Raw genomic sequence first — 16,063 nt, 5'->3', positions numbered from 1 at the left:
CGTTCCCGAGGGCAGGCACCCGATCGAGTACGTGTGGGGCGAGATGGTCCCCGGCATCGGCCCGGCCGCCACGAACTTCTCGCTGGCCGTGTACGCCCACACCACCCTGGGCCTGCGCGAGTTCGAGGCCGCGCGGCTGCGCGTCGCGCAGATCAACGGGTGCGTCTTCTGCCTCGACTGGCGCACCGAACGCGACGGGGAGAAGGTCGGGGAGGAGTTCGCCGCGGCCGTGTCCCGGTGGCGCACCGCCGGGTCCTTCGACGACAGGACCCGGCTGGCCGCCGAGTACGCCGAGCGGTACACCCTGGACCACCACGGGCTCGACGAGGAGTTCTGGGCCCGGATGACCGCGCACTACAGCCAGTTGGAGATCGTGGAGCTGACGATGAGCATCGGGTCCTGGCTGGCCTTCGGCCGCCTCAACCACGTGCTCGGCCTCGACGGCGCGTGCGTGCTGCCCGCCCCCTGACACCCCCCCTCCTGCGGGTACGAGGGCGGTCACGGGTACCGCGGAACGGCGGGGCCCGTCCGGACCCCGCCCCACTTGCCCTGCCCACCCCGTTCGCTCCGTTCGCCGCTCCCGCCCTGACAGGAGCTGACAGGAGCTGACAGGCCCTAAAGGTCGGTGGCGATGATGGTCTCGATGTTCCGTTCGGCGAGCGCCGTGATGGTGACGAACGGGTTGACGCTGGTGTTGCCGGGGATCAGCGCGCCGTCGATCACGTACAGGCCGGTGTGGCCGTGCAGGCGGCCGTAGTTGTCGGTGGCCCTGTCCAGGACCGCGCCGCCGAGCGGGTGGTAGGTGAGGTGGTCGCCCCACACCTTGTTCACGCCGAAGAGGTCCGAGCGGTAGACCGTCCCCTCCTTCGCGTTGATCCGGTCGAAGACGGTCCTGGCCATGTCGATGGACGGCTGTTTCCAGGCGGCCCGCCAGTTCAGCCGCGCGGCGCCCGCCACCGGGTCCCAGGAGAACGCGGCGCGGTGCGGGTTCCTGGTGATCGAGAGGTAGAAGGAGGCGTAGGTCTCGATCCCGGTCGGCAGCGGTGCCACCTCGGCGAAGGCGCCGCCCGCGTCCCAGTTGTCGATGCCGCCGCAGGGGATGGCGCACTGGACCGTCCCGGTCGGGTCCCAGAGGTGGTTGGCGCGGCCGACCATGACGTTGCCGTTGTCGCCCCAGCCCTTGCCGATCTCCCCGTTCAGGCCGGGCAGCGCACCCGTAGCCTTGAGCCCGACCAGCAGTTTGCTGGTGCCGACGCTGCCGGCCGCGAAGAAGACCCGGTCCGAGGTCACGGCCTTGGTGGCCGTCACCGTGCCGTCCGTGGCCAGGTGTTCCATGACGACGGTGTAGCCGCCGCCGGAGGCGGGGGTGACCGAGGTGACCCGGTGCAGCGGGGAGACGCTCACCCGGCCGGTGGCCCGGGCCGCCGCGAGATAGGTCTGCTGGAGCGACTTCTTGCCCGCGTTGTTGCCATAGAGGATCTCGCCGTCCACCGCCGACTTGGGGACCGTACCGGCCACCTCCTGCTTCATGTACTCCCAGTCGTACACGTCCGGCACGAAGACGAAGGGGAAGCCGGAGCGCTGCGCGTGCCTGCGGCCCACACGGGCGAACCGGTAGCAGTCGACGCTCTCGAACCACTCCGGGTCGATGAGGCCCACCCCGAGCGCGGAGTTGGCGCGCGGGTAGTAGGTGCGGTACATCTCCTCGGGGTCCACCGAGGGCAGGACGGCGGCGAAGTGCTGCCGTCGGGGAGTGACGGCCATGCCGCCGTTGACCAGCGAGCCCCCGCCGACGCCACGGCCCTGGTAGACGGTGATCCCGCCCAGCTCCTCGGCGTCCAGGATGCCGGTGTACCGGGGCACGTCCTTGTCGAGGGGGAAGCCGAGGAAGTGGCTGAGCGGCGCCCTGGTCCTGGTGCGCAGCCAGTAGGAGCGGTGGTCCGGCCGCACGGTGTGGGCGAAGATCTTGCCGTCCGGGCCGGGGGTGTCCCAGGCCATGCCCATCTCGGCCATGTGGACGTCGACGCCCGCCTGGGCGAGGCGCAGCGCCGCGACGCAGCCGCCGTAGCCGGTGCCGATGACCAGGACCGGGACACGGGCCCCGTCACGGACGGTGCCGGGCGCGGTGGGGGTGGGGGCGGGGGTGGTCGGTGCCGCCTGGGCGGGTGCGGCCTGCCCGGCGAGGCTCATGGCTCCCAGGACGGAACCGGTTCTCGCGATGAATCCACGGCGCGAGATGCCCTGAGAACCTTGGGCGGGCACGTGATGATCGCTCATGCGACTCTCCTCGCTCTGGGCAGAAGGAGAACGAGTTCTACTGCTGGGCGCCTGCGAAGTCACTAGATACCTCCAGGTAACTTCGCCTTCCCCGGCCCGGGGAGAACGCGGAGGCGAGTACGGAAGAGAGCGCGGAGGGGAGCGTGGCGACGGCGCACCGGGCGGGGACGAATTCCAGCCGCCGCCCCGCCACACCCCTGCCCTCGCCCCCCCTGTGACGCCCGCCCGCCGCCCCCTGCCCCGCCCCCGCGCGGACGCCCGCCCGCCGCTACCGCTCCTCCGCCTGCGGGGGTTCGAGCGGCGGGGCGGTCACCGCGCACTGGGTGCGGCACCGCGGCCGGGGCGCCCAGGCCGCGGGGGTCCGTACGGTCGCCCACGCCACGGCGGACCCGACCACCAGGATTCCCGCGCACCAGAGCATGGCCCGCCCGAAGGCGGCGTCGAACTGGGCGGCCGAGCGGTACGCGTCCGGGCCCATCCCGGACAGCAGCGGCAGCGCCGCCACCGCCAGCAGCCCGGCCGCCCGCGCCGCCGCGTTGTTGACGCCGCTGGCCAGCCCCGCCCGGCCCGGGTCCACCGAGGCCAGGACGGTCGCCGTCAGCGGGGCCACCAAGGTGACCATGCCCGCCCCCATCACCAGCAGCGCGGGCAGTACGTCCCGGACGTACGAGGCCCCCGGGCCCACCCGGAGCATCAGCAGCATCCCGGCCGAGCAGAGCAGCGGTCCCACCGTGAGCGGGATGCGCGGCCCGATCCGCTCCCCGAGCGCCCCCGAACTCGCCGACAGCAGCAGCATCAGCAGGGTCGTCGGCAACAGGGCGGCCCCGGCGCCCAGGGCCGAGTACCCGGACACCACCTGGAGCTGGAGCACGACGAGGAAGAAGAACCCGCCGAACCCCGCGTACACGCACAGGGTGACCAGGTTGACGGCGGTGAACTGCCGGGAGGCGAAGATCTCCGGAGGCACCATCGGGTCGGCCCGGTGACGCTCGACGTACACGAACGCGCAGGCCAGCAGTACCCCGCCCACCCCGGCGGCCACCACGAGCGGCGATCCGGACCGGGCCTCGATCAGGGCGTAGGTCAGCAGCGCCAGCGCCGCCGCCCCGAGCGCCGCCCCGGCCACGTCGAACCGTCCGCGCGCCTGCGGATCGCGTGATTCCGGTACGTGCCGCAGCGCCACCGGGACACAGAGCGCGGCCACCGGCACGTTCAGCAGGAACACCCAGCGCCAGCCCGGTCCGTCCACCAGCCAGCCGCCGAGGAACGGCCCCACGGCCGCGCCCACCCCGCCCAGCCCCGACCACAGCCCCACCGCCCGGGACCGGTCCCCGGCCCGGATCGAGGCCTGGATCAGCGCGAGCGAACCGGGTGTCAGCAGGGCGCCGCCGACGCCCTGGAGGGCGCGGGAGGCCACCAGGACCCCGGCGTTCGGCGCGAGTCCGCACAGCAGCGAACCCACCGCGAACCACACCACGCCCAGCACGAAGATCCGGCGCCGCCAGAACCGGTCGCCGAGCGCCCCGCCGACCAGGATCAGCCCGGCCAGGGTGACCAGGTAGGCGTTGACCGTCCACTGGAGCACGGCCAGGTCGGCGCCCAGGTCCTGGCCGATGCGGGGGAGCGCGACGTTGACCACGGTCGAGTCGAGCAGCGCCATGCCCGACCCGAGCACGGTGGCCAGGACGATCCACCGCCCGCGTGCGGAGGCCAGCGGGACGGCGGGCGCGGGCGGGACACCGGGCGCCGGCCCGGACTCGGGAGCGGTCATGCCCCCAGACTCGCCCGCGCGAGGGCGGAAGGCCACCCGGCCGGACGCCCCCTCGGCCACCGCCCCGAGGCCCTCTTGTAATGCGCATGACGTGTACTTCACGATGACCACGCACGTCACGCACACCCTTCCCGCGCAATCTGCACACGGCGTACGAGGAGAACCTACGTGGCACAACGCGACAGACGACCCTTACGCGCGGCGCTCGCCGCCCTCACCGCGGCCCTGCTCCTGCCGCTCGGCGCGGGGGTGGCCGCGGCGGCACCGGAGCCCGGTCCCACTCCGGGCGCGGCCGAGGCGAAGATCGAACCCAGGCTCCGCGCCCAGCTCGACGACTCGGCCAAGGCCGTCTTCTGGGTCTACCTCGACACCGCCGCCGACCTGACGGCCGCGAGCGGGCAGCAGACCCGCGCCGCCAAGGCGGAAACGGTTCTGCGGACCAAGAAGGACCACGCCGCGCGCACCCAGAGCGAGATCGTCAAGGCGCTGGAGGGCACCGGGGCCGAGTACACCTCGTACTGGATCGTCAACGCCGTCCGCGTCGTCGGCGGCCAGAAGCTCGCCGGGGTCCTCGCGCAGCGCCCCGAGGTCGCGCGGATCGACGCCGACGACACGGTCGCCCTGTCCCGGCCCGCCGAGGGCAAGCGGGAGCGGGCCGCCGCCGACGCCGTCGAATGGAACATCGACCGGATCAAGGCCCCGCAGGTGTGGGACCAGTTCGGGGTGCGCGGCGAGGGCATCGTCGTCGCCAACATCGACAGCGGCGTGGACCACACCCACCCCGCCCTCAACAGCCAGTACCGGGGCAAGAACGCCGACGGGTCCTACGACCACGCCTACAACTGGTTCGACCCGGCCGGGATCTGCGCCACCGCCGCCCCCTGCGACAACAACGACCACGGCACCCACACCATGGGCACCATGGTCGGCGACGACGGCGGCGCCAACAAGACCGGCGTCGCCCCGCGCGCCCGGTGGATCGCCGCCAAGGGCTGCGAGAGCAACTCCTGCTCGCAGGCGTCCCTGCTCGCCTCCGGCCAGTGGATCGTCGCCCCCACCGACCCGGCCGGCGGGAACCCGCGCCCCGACCTCGCCCCCCACATCGTGAACAACTCGTGGGGCAGCTCGGTCCACGACGACTGGTACCAGGGCATCGTCGACGCCTGGCGGACCGCCGGCATCTTCCCCGCCTTCTCCAACGGCAACGGCGGACCGGGCTGCGCCACCAGCGGCTCGCCCGGCGACTACGCCCGCTCCTACAGCTCCGGCGCCTTCGACATCAACGACACGATCGCGTCGTTCTCCTCGCGCGGCCCCGGACCGGGCGCCATCATCAAACCGAACATCGCGGCCCCCGGGGTGAACGTCCGCTCCTCCGTCCCCGGCAACAGGTACACCTCCTTCTCCGGCACCTCCATGGCCTCCCCGCACACCGCGGCCACCGTGGCCCTGCTCTGGTCCGCCGCGCCCGCCCTCGAAGGCGACGTGGCCCAGACCGAGGCACTGCTCGACGGCAGCGCGCAGGACACCGCCAACACCCAGTGCGGCGGCAGCGCCGCCGACAACAACGTCTTCGGCGAGGGCAAGCTCGACGCGCTGGCCGCCGTGACCGGGGCCCCGCGCGGCGCGGTCGGCACCCTCGGCGGAACCGTCCGCTCCGACGGCGGCGAACCCGTCGCGGGCGCCCGGATCACCGCCGACGGCCCGATCGACCGGACGACGACCACCGGGGCGGACGGCACCTACCGCTTCGGCGCCCTCTCGGTGGGCGACTACACCCTGACCGCCGCCAAGTTCGGCTACGCGGAGCGGACCACGACGGCCACGGTGACCGAGAACGCCACCGCCACCGGCGACCTCACCCTCACCCCGGTGGCCTCCGCCAAGCTCACCGGCACCGTCTCCGCGGCCACCGGCCCGGCGGAAGGCGCCTCCGTCACCGTCGCCGGCACCCCGGTGACCGCGACCACCGACGCCCAGGGCCGGTTCGAGGTCACCCTCCCGCACGGCACCTACGACGTGAACGCCGCCCACTCCTCCCGCTGCGTCACCGCCGGCACGGCCAGGGTCACCGTCGCCGGGGACACCACCGTCGCGGTGAACCTGCCCGAGCGCACCGACACCTACGGCTACGCCTGCGCCACCGCGAACGGCCGCCCCTTCCCCACGGGCGAGCGCCAGCTTGCCCTGGCCGGGGACAACACCACCGAGCGCGTCGAGCTGCCCTTCCCGCTGCCGCTGTACGGAAAGACGTACGGCCAGGCGTGGATCGGGACCAACGGCACGGTCAGCTTCGGCGGCAACCACACCGGCGACGTCAACGGCAACCTCCCCAGCACGGCCACGCCCAACGCGGCCCTGTACCCCTTCTGGGACGACCTGGTCGTCGGCGCGGCGGGCAGCGGCTCGGGCGTCTTCACCGGCGTCACCGGAACCGCCCCCCACCGCCGGTACGTGATCGAATGGCGCGAGGTGGCGCACTGGTCGACGCAGTCCGACAGGTTCTCCTTCTCGGCGGCGATCGGCGAGGACGGCGCCGTCTCCTACTCCTACAAGGGGACGGGCGGCACCGGGATCAAGGGCGGCTCCACGGCCACCGTCGGGGTGGAGAACGCGACCGGTACCGACGCCTTCACGTACTCCTTCAACACCGCCGTCGTCTCGGACGCCCTCTCCGTCGACTTCCGGACCACCAGGAGCGGCGTGGTGGCGGGCCGGGTGCTCGACGCCAACGACGGCAACGGCGTCGCGGGCGCCACGGTGACGGTCGGCACGGGTGACACCGCGGTGTCGGCCACCACGGCGGCGGACGGCACCTACATCGTCCAGAGCGCCTCCGGCCCCCGGACCCTCGCGCTCACCGCCGCGCAGTACGAGCCCGCGCAGGCGGTGGTGGACGTCCGGCCGGCCGAGGTCACGACATCCAGCCAGGCCCTGCGCACCGGCCGGGTGACCGCCTCCGCGCCGTCCGTGGAGTTCGTCCTCCCCGGGGACCAGCGGCGCACCCGCGCCCTCGACCTGACCAACCCGGGCCTGGGCACGGCGTTCACGGTCTTCGAGGACGCGGCCTGGCTGACGGCCGGACCGGGCGGCGGTGACCTCCCGACCGGCGGGAAGGCCCCGCTCACCCTGGCCGTGGACACGGCGGGCCTGACCCCGGGCACCGTCCTCACCACGGAGCTGAGGATCACCTCGGCGAGCGGCCGGACCCCGGTCCTCACCGTCCCGGTCAAGGTGGTCGTCCCGCGCTACCAGGTCGCCCTGGACGCGGGCTCCGACTACCCGGGCACCGACGCCCGCGGTGACAGCTGGTCCCCGGACCGCAAGTACACCGCCGGGTCCTACGGCTACCAGGGCGCCGCCCCGGTCCGCTCCACCGGCCGCGCCATCGCCGGCACGGACGACCAGCGGCTCTTCCGCAACGCCCGCGAGGGCATGTACGAGTACCGCTTCGACAACGTGCCCAACGGGACGTACACGGTGGAACTGGGCTTCGCGGAGCTCTCCTCCACCCGGCCCGACCAGCGCGTCTTCGACGTCCTGGTGGAGGGGGCGCAGGTCCTGCCCGCCCTGGACATCTCGCTGGAGGCGGGCACCTACACGGCGCTGACCCGGACCTACACGGTCACCGTCACGGACGGGGTGCTGAACGTCCGCTTCGTCACGCACAGCGGGTTCGGCAAACCCCTGCTGAACACCCTGCGGGTCACGGACCGCCCGGACCGGGCGGCCCGGCCGTAGCCGGGTGACGGCGCGGGGGCGGGGCGCCCACCGGCACCCCGCCCCCGCGCCCATCCGTCCCGGTGTCCCGTGCCGCCCGTCCGGCGGCGGCGCATTCGGGTGGCCGGGCGCCGACTCCGGCGCGACGCGCCGGGGCGGACGGCCGGGCGGTCGTTAGCGTGGGCGACCATGACGCTCCAGAGCGACCGGCCGGACGGGCCGGACCGGGCGCGCCCCGCCGACGAGGCCGGACGGGCCGAAGCGGACCGGCGCGCCGCACGGATCACGGACCTGCTGCGCTCCACCGACCCGGAAGCGGCCTGGGCGTTCGGCGGCCCGGACGGTGTCCACGCCGGATCGGACACTGTCCGGCCCGGACCCGGCCCCACCGGCAAGGTCTTCGACGTCGGCGGACTGGCCCCGGTCCTGGCCCTCTGGCCGGTGATCGGCAGCCTGGTCGCACAGGAGGCGCTGCACCTGCACACACCGCTCTGCGGCTACGGGATCGAGCCCTCCGCCGGTACCCCCCACGGGACCACCGCCCACCACCTCCTCACGCACAACGCCGGGCCGGCCGCCCACGCGGCCCTCGGCGCCCTCACCCGCCTCGCCGAACACCTCGGCGGCAGCCCCTTCGCCGACCTCGCGGCCGACCGGATCTGGCGCCCGCTCGGCCTGACCGGCACCCGCTTCGCGGACGGGACCCTGCACGCGCCCCTCGCCGACCTCGCCCGTTTCCTGCGCCACCTCCTCTCCCCGGCGGACCACCCCGTCCCCCGCGCCTGGACCGCGGAGTCGCTGCGCATCCGTACGGGCGAACTCACCCCGGCCCGGGGGCTCCTCTGGGACCCCGCCCCCCACGGCCTCTGGACCCACCACGCCCCGGACGGCGACGGCCCGGCGGTGTGGGTCTCCCCGCGGCGCGGGCTCTGGGCGGTCCTCCTGCCGGACCGCCCCCGGGCCCCGCTCCGCACCGCCTTCCGCGAGGCCGCGTTCGCCCCGGCCGCCCCGTGACCCGCCTCTGGCCGCGACCGCCGGGACAGCACTGTGCCCCGGTGGTCCACCTCAGGTGGACCACCGGGGCACAGGAACGGGGGGAGCCGGGTCAGAGCACCAGCGAGAGCAGCAGGACGAAGACGAGGCCCACCACCGAGATGATGGTCTCCATCACCGACCAGGTCTTGAGGGTCTGGCCGACCGTCATCCCGAAGTACTCCTTGACCAGCCAGAAGCCCGCGTCGTTGACATGGCTGAAGAACAGCGAGCCCGCGCCGATCGCGAGGACCAGCAGCGCCGTCTCGGTCGAGGACATCCCCACCGCCAGCGGGGCCACCAGACCGGCCGCCGAGATGGTGGCCACCGTCGCCGAGCCGGTGGCGAGGCGGATGGCGACCGCGATCAGCCAGGCCAGCAGCAGCGTCGGGATGGCCCAGCTCTTGGACAGATCCATGATCATCTGGCCGACGCCGACATCGATCAGGGTCTGCTTGAAGCCGCCGCCCGCGCCCACGATCAGCAGGATGCCGGCGATCGGCGCCAGGGACTTCTCCACCGTGGTCGAGATCCGCGCCTTGGTGAAGCCGGCCGCCCGGCCGAGGGTGAACATGCCCACCAGGACCGCCGAGAGCAGGGCTATCAGCGGGGAGCCCGCGACGTCGGTGACGCGCTGCACCGGATTGGCCGGGTCGTCGACCACGATGTCGACCAGGGCCTTCATCAGCATCAGGACCACCGGCAGCATCACGGTGAAGACCGTCGCCCCGAAGCGGGGGCGGTGCTCCAGCTCCGCCGAGGGCCGCTGCGGGATCATGTGCTCCGGGATCGGGACGTCCACCCAGCGGGCCGCGTACCGGGAGAACAGCGGACCGGAGATGATCACGGTCGGGATCGCGACGAGGATGCCGAGCGCGAGGGTGATGCCCAGGTTGGCGTGGAGCGCGTCGATGGCGACGAGCGGGCCGGGGTGCGGCGGGATCAGCCCGTGCATCACGGAGAGACCGGCCAGGGCCGGGATGCCGATCCGCATCAGCGAGTAGTTGCCGCGCTTGGCCACCAGCAGCACCACCGGGATCAGCAGCACGATGCCGACCTCGAAGAAGAGCGGCAGCCCGATCACCGAGGCGATCAGCACCATCGCCCAGGGCATGGCCCGGCCCTTGGCGCGCGCCAGGATCGTGTCCACGATCTCGTCCGCGCCGCCCGAGTCCGCCAGGAGCTTGCCGAGGATCGCGCCGAGGGCGATCAGCACGCCCACGCCCGCGACCGTGGAGCCGAGCCCGGCGGTGAAGCTGGAGATGGTCTTGGCCAGCGGCGCGCCCGCGAACACCCCGAGGGCGAGCGAGCCCACCGTCAGGGCCAGGAAGGCGTGCAGCTTGAGGCGGGTGATGAGCAGGACGATGACGGCGATGCCCGCGAGGACGGCGATACCCAACTGGGTGTTGCCGGCCGTGGTGATCGGTCCGGTGGCGCCCGCTGCCAGTGTCTCGACGCTGAGACTGGTCACGGTGACGGTTCCTTAGTTCTGGGATGTCTGGGATGTGGGGTGCGGGCGCAGTGCGGCCAGCGCCCGTTCGGTGATCTCTTCCGGGGTTCCGGACACGTCCACGACGACGCCGCGTTCGTCCGCCTGGAGCGGCTCCAGCGTGGCGAACTGCGAGTCCAGCAGGGCGGTGGGCATGAAGTGCCCCGTGCGCTCCGCCATCCGCCGCTCGATCAGCGGGCGCTCACCGGTGAGGTGGACGAAGACCGCGTCCGGGGCGGCGGCGCGCAGCCGGTCGCGGTAGGCGCGCTTGAGCGCCGAGGAGGTGACCACCGCGCCGGGGAGTTCGCCCCGGTCGCGAATCCACGCGCCGATGGCGTCCAGCCACGGCCAGCGGTCGGCGTCGCCCAGCGGTGTGCCGGCGGACATCTTGGCGACGTTGGCCGCCGGGTGGAACGCGTCGCCTTCCGCGTACGGAAGGGCGAGCGCCTCCGACAGCAGCCTGCCCACGGTCGTCTTGCCCGTGCCGGCCACGCCCATCACCACAATGACGCGCTGGGTACTCACGCCTACCTCGCTGTCCTCGTTGACATCGGTCCGTGTGGGCACCACTGAAGCGCATTAAGTACTACTTATTCAAGAGGTGAGCGCAAAACATCACATCTTTTGTCCATCGGGGCGTCACCGTACGCTTACGCCATGACCACCGAAGGCGGTTCCGGGCAGGGGCTGCACTCCCATGTACTCGACACGATCGGCCTCGCGATCACGGCGGGCGGGTACCCGCCGGGCAGCGTCCTGCGCACCGACGAGATCGCCGTACGCTTCGACGCCTCCCGCACCGTGGTCCGGGAGGTCGTCCGGGTCCTGGAGTCGATGCACCTGGTCGAGTCCCGCCGCCGGGTCGGCGTCACCGTGCGCCCCACCGAGGAGTGGAACGTCTACGACCCGCACGTCATCCGCTGGCGCCTGGCCGGCGCCGACCGCCCCCGCCAGCTGCGCTCCCTCACCGTCCTGCGCTCCGCGATCGAGCCGGTCGCGGCGGGCCTCGCCGCCGACCGGGCCACCCCCGAGCAGTGCGCCGCGCTCACCGAGGCAGCCCTCGGCATGGTCCGCACCTCGCGCGGCCACCAGCTCGACGGCTACCTCCACCACGACGTCGCCTTCCACCGGATCGTCCTCAACGCCTCCGGCAACGAGATGTTCGCCCGGCTCGGCGACGTCGTCGCCGAGGTCCTGACCGGCCGCACCCAGCACGCGGTGATGTTCCCCGACCCCGACCCGGCCGCCGTCACCCTGCACGTCCAGGTGGCCGAGGCCGTACGGGAGGGCGACGCGGCCCGCGCCGAGGCGCTGACCCGGCGGATCGCGGTGGGCGCCCTGGAAGAGCTCGACGTCCTCGCTCCGTAGGATGGGGGACATGAGCGAACCGGTGGTAAAGGACAGCAACGGGACCGAACTGGCGGACGGGGACTCCGTCACCCTGATCAAGGACCTGAAGGTCAAGGGCACCTCCGAGACCCTCAAGCGCGGGACGCTGGTCAAGAACATCCGCCTGACCGGCAAGGCCGACGAGGTGGAGTGCCAGACCAAGAAGGTCAAGGGCCTCGTGCTGAAGACCCAGTTCCTCAAGAAAGCCTGACCCCGCACCGGTACGACCCGGCACCCGACCGGCAGGGCCGACCCGACCGGACACGGGCCCGCACACCCGCCCCGTACGACACACTGGACACGTGCTGGGACATGACGCGGCGAACGACGGCGAAGCCGCCTCCTTCGTGGGGCGGGAAGAGGAACTGGCCGCGCTGGAAGCGGCCTTCACGAGCGGGCGGCTGGTCACCCTGACCGGGCCGGGCGGCGTCGGCAAGAGCCGGCTGGTCCGCCACGCCCTGGCCCGTGCCACCGGCCCCGGGGGCCCGTTCCCCGACGGGGTGCACTGGGCCGACCTCTCCCCGCTCCCCGACGACCGCCTGCTCGTCGACGTCGTCGCCGACGCGCTCGACCTCGCCGACCACACCACCCGCACCCTCGCCGAGGCGGTCCGGGAGTGGATCGGCGCACGCCGCCTCCTCCTCGTCCTGGACTGCTGCGAACACCTGGTCCCGGCCCTGCGCGCCCTCGCACGGGACCTCCTGCGCGCGGCCCCGCACCTCGTCCTCCTCCTCACCAGCCGCCAGCCGCTCGGGCTCGCCCGCGAACACGTCCTGGAACTGGGACCGTTGCCGCACGGCGCGGGCGCGGGGGAGGCCCTCGCCCTGTTCACCGCGCGGGCCGTGGAGACCGCCCCGGCGCAGGGCCCGCCCTGGACGGTACGCAGGCTCATCGCGGCCCGCGCCGTCTGCGACCGCCTGGAAGGGGTCCCCCTCGCCCTGGAACTCGCCGCCGCGCAGCTCACGGACCACACCGTCGAGGAACTCGCCGAACGGCTCGCCCACCGGATCGGCGCGCTGACCACCAGCAGCCCCGTCCAGCCGCCGCGCCACCGCGCCCTGCGGACCGCGATCGGCTGGAGCCACGAGTGGTGCGAGCCGCGCGAACGGCTCCTGTGGCTGCGGCTCTCCGTCTTCGGCGGCACCTTCGACGAGGCGGCGGCCCGCGCCGTCTGCTCCGCCGCCCCGCTCACCGAGGAGGAGGTCCCGTCCCTGCTCGCGGCCCTGGTCTCGAAGTCCGTCGTGCGCCGCGCCGCCGACGGCTCCTGCCGGATGCTGGACACGATCCGCGAGTACGGGGCGATGTGGCTCGACGGGATCGGCGAACGGGACGTACTGCGGGACCGGCACGCCGCGTACTTCACCGGCCTGGTGCGCGCGGCCGAACGGGACTGGCTCGGCCCCGGGCAGCGCGCGGGGTACCGGCGCGTCGCCGCGGTCCACGGAGACCTGTGCGCCGCCCTGGACCACTACCTGGACACCGACCCCCCGCGCGCCCTGGACCTGGCCGGACGGGTCGGGTTCTTCTGGGCCTGCTGCGGCTACCTGCACGCCGCGCGGGGCTACCTGGAACGGGCGCTGAACACCGCGCGGCCCGAGGCGGCCGACCCGGAACACCGCGTCCGCGCCCTCTGGGCCCTCGGGGTGATCCTGCTGCTCCAGGGCGAACAGGAGCAGGCCCATCAACTCGCGGTCGCCTGCGAGGCCCTGACCTCGGGCAGCGGCCCGGGGGGCGACCCGCGGCCCGCGCTGGACGCCGCCTACCTGCTGGGCCTGAGCCACCTGCTGGCCGGGCGCCCGCTCGCCGCCCGGATCATCTCGGACAACGCCCTGGAGGCCCGGCCCGGTACCCCCTTCGACTCGGCGGCCCGCATCCGCTGCCATCTGGTCCGCGTCTTCGCCTTCACCGGGATGGGCCTGTTCACCGACGCCCGCGCGGAGGCCGAACTGCTGCGGTCGGGCTGCGTGGACCGTGACGAGCACTGGACCCGCTCCTACGCCGACTACCAACTCGCCCTGATCTCCCTCTTCGAGAGCCGCCCCGCCGAGTCCGTCGTCCACGCCCGCGCGATGCTGGACAGCAAGCGGGAGCTGTGCGACAGCTTCGGCACCGCCCTCGGCCTCGACCTGCTCGCCGCGGCCAGGGCCGCCGCCGGCGACGGCGCGGGCGCCGCGCGCGCGTACGGCACGGGCCACGCCTACTGGCAGGCCGTGGGCCACCCGCAGCGCGGCACCCCCGAACTGGCCCCCGTACGGGAGGAGTTCGAGCGCACCGCCCGCGGCGCCCTCGGCGACCAGGCGTACGAGGCGGCCTTCCTGGAGGGGGTCCGCCACGGCCACGCCCTGCGCACCAGAACCCTCCCGTACGACGGCTGAACCCGTCGGGCGACCCCGGGCGAGTGACCCCGGACGGGCGGACGCGGGCCCGGTGGCCGGGCGTGATCCGGCCGCGGCGGCGGCCGTCAGCGCCCCGGACCGCGGGCCGCCGACGCCCCGGCCCCGTCCCCCGCCGCGAACTGGGTCCGGTACAGCTCCTCGTACCGCCCGCCCAGGGCCAGCAGCTCGGTGTGCGTGCCGCGTTCGACGATCCGGCCCTCCTCGACCACCAGGATCAGATCGGCGGCCCGCACGGTCGACAGCCGGTGCGCGATCACCACCGCGGTCCGCCCCGCCAGGGCCTCGCCCAGCGCCTCCTGCACCGCCGCCTCGGAGGTGGAGTCCAGATGGGCGGTGGCCTCGTCGAGGATCACCACCCGCTGCCGGGCCAGCAGCAGCCGGGCGATGGTCAGCCGCTGGCGCTCCCCGCCCGACAGCCGGTAGCCGCGCTCCCCGACGACCGTGTCCAGGCCGTCCGGGAGCGAGGCGAGGAGCCCGTCCAGGCGGGAGCGGCGCAGGGCCTCCCAGAGCTCGGCCTCCGTCGCCCCGGGCCGGGCCAGCAGCAGGTTGGACCGTACCGACTCGTGGAAGAGGTGCCCGTCCTGGGTGACCATGCCGAGGGTCTCGCGGATCGACTCGGCCGTCAGCTCCCGTACGTCGACCCCGCCCAGGCGGACCACGCCCGCGTCCGCGTCGTAGAGCCGTGGCAGCAGCTGGGCGATGGTCGACTTGCCGGCGCCGGAGGAGCCGACCAGGGCGACCAGCTCGCCGGGTCCGGCCCGGAACGACACCTCGTGCAGCACCCGCGTACCGCCCCGGGCATCGAGCGCCGACACCTCCTCCAGCGAGGCGAGCGAGACCTTGCCGGGGGCGGGATAGCCGAAGGAGACCCCCTCGAACTCCACGGCCACCGGCCCCTCCGGGACCCGGCGGGCGTCCGGCTTCTCGGCGATGAGCGGCTCCAGGTCGAGGATCTCGAAGACCCGCTCGAAGCTCACCAGGGCGCTCATCACCTCGACACGGGCCCCGGCGAGCGCGGTGAGCGGCGAGTACAGCCGGGTCAGCAGCAGGGTGAGGGCGACGACGGACCCCGCGTCGAGGCTCCCGCGCAGGGCGTAGTGCCCGCCGAGCCCGTAGACGAGCGCGAGGGCGAGGGCCGAGACCAGGGTGAGGGCGGTGATGAAGACCGACTGGGCCATCGCCGTACGGATGCCGATGTCACGCACCCGCGCCGCCCGCGCCGCGAACTCCGCCGACTCCTCGGCGGGCCGTCCGAACAGCTTGACCAGGGTCGCGCCCGGGGCGGAGAACCGCTCGGTCATCTGGGTGCCCATCGCGGCGTTCAGGGCCGAAGCCTCCCGCCGCATCGCCGCCATCCGCCTCCCCGTCCGGCGGGCCGGCAGGACGAACACGGGCAGCAGGACCAGCGCCAGCAGGGTGATCCGCCAGGAGATGCTGAGCATGACGACGAGGGTGAGCAGCAGGGTCACGGTGTTGGTGACCACCCCGGACAGGGTGTCGCTGAACGCCCGCTGGGCGCCGATCACATCGTTGTTGAGCCGGCTGACCAGCGCCCCGGTCCGGGTCCGGGTGAAGAAGGCGACCGGCATCCGCTGCACATGGTCGAAGACGGCCGTCCGCAGATCCAGGATCAGCCCCTCGCCGAGGGTCGCGGAGAGCTTGCGGGTCAGCAGGCCGAGGCCCGCCTCGGCGAGGGCGATCACGGCGATGAGGAGGGCGAGCCGGGTGACCGTACCGCTGTCGCGGCCGTCGACGATCGCGCCGACGACCCGGCTGGCGAGCACCGGCGTGGCGACCGCGAGCAGCGCGGTCGCCACGCTCAGCAGAAGGAAGAGGGTGAGCCCGCGCCGGTGCGGGCGGGCGAAGGCGGCGATCCGGCGCAGACCCGCCCGGGAGAGGGGACGCCGGTGCTCCGGGGCGTTGACCGTGTTCTGGAGCGAGGTCCAGGCAGTGACTTCCATGTCCATGCCCGCACGCTAAAACCTCAAC

At 73.6% G+C, this 16,063-nt stretch carries 11 protein-coding genes; 6 read left to right on the top strand and 5 right to left on the bottom strand.

Translation table 11 applies throughout. From position 1 onward, the window contains the following. Positions 1-43: 43 nt before the first annotated feature. Positions 44-469 (top strand): carboxymuconolactone decarboxylase family protein, encoded by a 426-nt coding sequence (locus tag ACIA5F_RS06365; RefSeq protein WP_399350229.1) that lies wholly within the window; start codon positions 44-46, stop codon positions 467-469. 146 nt (positions 470-615) lie between these two features. On the opposite strand, the gene ACIA5F_RS06360 is transcribed toward ACIA5F_RS06365, so the two are convergent. Both ACIA5F_RS06360 and ACIA5F_RS06355 read right to left on the bottom strand, forming a co-directional pair. Next, complete coding sequence (locus ACIA5F_RS06360; RefSeq protein ID WP_399349742.1) at positions 616-2,277, bottom strand: GMC oxidoreductase; 1,662 nt, start codon at positions 2,275-2,277, stop codon at positions 616-618. 268 nt (positions 2,278-2,545) lie between these two features. Continuing rightward, positions 2,546-4,048, bottom strand: a complete 1,503-nt coding sequence (locus tag ACIA5F_RS06355; RefSeq protein WP_399349740.1) for an MFS transporter — start codon at positions 4,046-4,048, stop codon at positions 2,546-2,548. Between the two features lie 168 nt (positions 4,049-4,216). Between ACIA5F_RS06355 and ACIA5F_RS06350 the strand changes: the two genes are divergently transcribed. Next, positions 4,217-7,789, top strand: coding sequence for a S8 family serine peptidase (locus ACIA5F_RS06350; protein WP_399349739.1), 3,573 nt, complete (start codon positions 4,217-4,219; stop codon positions 7,787-7,789). 168 nt (positions 7,790-7,957) lie between these two features. Further along, positions 7,958-8,782, top strand: a complete 825-nt coding sequence (locus ACIA5F_RS06345) for a hypothetical protein (RefSeq protein WP_399349737.1) — start codon at positions 7,958-7,960, stop codon at positions 8,780-8,782. A gap of 91 nt (positions 8,783-8,873) precedes the next feature. On the opposite strand, the gene ACIA5F_RS06340 is transcribed toward ACIA5F_RS06345, so the two are convergent. Together ACIA5F_RS06340 and ACIA5F_RS06335 are read right to left on the bottom strand one after the other, a co-directional pair. Continuing rightward, positions 8,874-10,271: a gluconate:H+ symporter gene (locus ACIA5F_RS06340; protein WP_399349735.1), complete on the bottom strand. Its 1,398-nt coding sequence runs from the start codon at positions 10,269-10,271 to the stop codon at positions 8,874-8,876. Between the two features lie 12 nt (positions 10,272-10,283). Further along, a complete protein-coding gene (locus ACIA5F_RS06335; protein ID WP_399349733.1) occupies positions 10,284-10,814 on the bottom strand; it encodes a gluconokinase in 531 nt (176 codons plus the stop codon). A gap of 132 nt (positions 10,815-10,946) precedes the next feature. Here ACIA5F_RS06335 and ACIA5F_RS06330 point away from each other — a divergent pair, with 132 nt between their 5' ends. The 3 genes from ACIA5F_RS06330 to ACIA5F_RS06320 all read left to right on the top strand — a co-directional run bounded on the left by ACIA5F_RS06330 (position 10,947) and on the right by ACIA5F_RS06320 (position 14,053). Next, positions 10,947-11,657 (top strand): FadR/GntR family transcriptional regulator, encoded by a 711-nt coding sequence (locus ACIA5F_RS06330; RefSeq protein WP_399349731.1) that lies wholly within the window; start codon positions 10,947-10,949, stop codon positions 11,655-11,657. A 10-nt stretch (positions 11,658-11,667) separates the two neighbouring features. Then, positions 11,668-11,889: an alkylphosphonate utilization protein gene (locus tag ACIA5F_RS06325; RefSeq protein ID WP_399349729.1), complete on the top strand. Its 222-nt coding sequence runs from the start codon at positions 11,668-11,670 to the stop codon at positions 11,887-11,889. A gap of 91 nt (positions 11,890-11,980) precedes the next feature. After that, the gene (locus ACIA5F_RS06320) at positions 11,981-14,053 is read left to right on the top strand and encodes an ATP-binding protein (protein WP_399349727.1); all 2,073 of its coding nucleotides are present in this window, start codon (positions 11,981-11,983) and stop codon (positions 14,051-14,053) included. Between the two features lie 86 nt (positions 14,054-14,139). Here the strand turns inward: ACIA5F_RS06320 and ACIA5F_RS06315 are convergent, their stop codons facing one another. Then, positions 14,140-16,041: an ABC transporter ATP-binding protein gene (locus ACIA5F_RS06315; RefSeq protein WP_399349725.1), complete on the bottom strand. Its 1,902-nt coding sequence runs from the start codon at positions 16,039-16,041 to the stop codon at positions 14,140-14,142. Positions 16,042-16,063 lie beyond the last annotated feature (22 nt).

It is taken from the genome of Streptomyces sp. NPDC051567, from assembly GCF_044454165.1.
GTDB lineage: Bacteria > Actinomycetota > Actinomycetes > Streptomycetales > Streptomycetaceae > Streptomyces.
The sequence above is the reverse complement of the archived record's forward strand: the minus strand, read 5'-3'. Positions and strand labels throughout refer to the sequence as shown.

What these genes read in the sequence shown, in the direction of transcription:
- ACIA5F_RS06365 (WP_399350229.1), top strand. Translation starts at nt 44, where the DNA reads ATGGTCCCCGGCATCGGCCCGGCCGCCACGAACTTCTCGCTGGCCGTG.
- ACIA5F_RS06360 (WP_399349742.1), bottom strand. Translation starts at nt 2,277, where the DNA reads ATGAGCGATCATCACGTGCCCGCCCAAGGTTCTCAGGGCATCTCGCGC.
- ACIA5F_RS06355 (WP_399349740.1), bottom strand. Translation starts at nt 4,048, where the DNA reads ATGACCGCTCCCGAGTCCGGGCCGGCGCCCGGTGTCCCGCCCGCGCCC.
- ACIA5F_RS06345 (WP_399349737.1), top strand. Translation starts at nt 7,958, where the DNA reads ATGACGCTCCAGAGCGACCGGCCGGACGGGCCGGACCGGGCGCGCCCC.
- ACIA5F_RS06330 (WP_399349731.1), top strand. Translation starts at nt 10,947, where the DNA reads ATGACCACCGAAGGCGGTTCCGGGCAGGGGCTGCACTCCCATGTACTC.
- ACIA5F_RS06325 (WP_399349729.1), top strand. Translation starts at nt 11,668, where the DNA reads ATGAGCGAACCGGTGGTAAAGGACAGCAACGGGACCGAACTGGCGGAC.
- ACIA5F_RS06315 (WP_399349725.1), bottom strand. Translation starts at nt 16,041, where the DNA reads ATGGACATGGAAGTCACTGCCTGGACCTCGCTCCAGAACACGGTCAAC.